We start from the raw sequence: 688 nt of genomic DNA, 5'->3' as shown, positions 1-688 counted from the left end.
TGAAAGGTGCAGCTATTGCTACTGTTATAGGAAGTTTAGTAACATCATTAATTTTACTTACTCATTTTCTTAAAAAGAAAAATAGAATAAAAATATCTACTAAAGGATTATCATTTGGTATGGTTAATAAAATAATATCRTGYGGTAGTTCAAGCTTTTTAATGGAAGTAGCAAGTGGATTTGTAATCTTTATATTTAATATCCAAATATTAAAATAYWTAGGDGATAATGGAATTGTAGTATATGGAATAATTTCAAACTGTATACTTGTTGGAATCTCATTATTTAATGGTATTGCTCAAGCTAGTCAGCCACTTATAGCAACTAATCATGGTGCGAAAGAAGTTAAANNNTAATTAACGTATTAAATATGCTATGTATACAACCATAGCAATTGGTATTCTTTTATTTGCTATAGTTTTTATATTTACTAAGGAAGTAATATTAGTTTTTGTAAAAGCAGATGATACTATTATAAATATGGGAATCACAGCTATAAGAATGTATTTAAGTGCATTTTGCCTTATGAATATAAATATTTTAATGTGTAATTATTTCCAATCAGTAGGAAAAGAAAAGTTATCTGTAACGATATCAATTATAAGAGGATTTTTACTAAACATAATACTTGTATTAGCAATGCCTTTTATATTTGRTGGARAAAGTTTATGGATAGTTGTTCCTATAA

General features: G+C 25.7%; 1 protein-coding gene (running past one end of the window). It reads left to right on the top strand.

The genetic code is table 11. The features are described from left to right. Nucleotides 1-375: 375 nt before the first annotated feature. On the top strand, nt 376-688 hold the 5' portion of the coding sequence (locus G3997_RS04970) for an MATE family efflux transporter (protein WP_296649047.1). It continues 23 nt past the right edge of the window; 313 of the gene's 336 nt are visible here — the first part of the coding sequence; the start codon lies at nt 376-378; its stop codon lies off the right edge, out of view.

Source organism: Romboutsia sp. 13368 (assembly GCF_018336475.1).
GTDB lineage: Bacteria > Bacillota > Clostridia > Peptostreptococcales > Peptostreptococcaceae > Romboutsia.
This window is presented reverse-complemented; position numbering and strand designations above follow the sequence as displayed.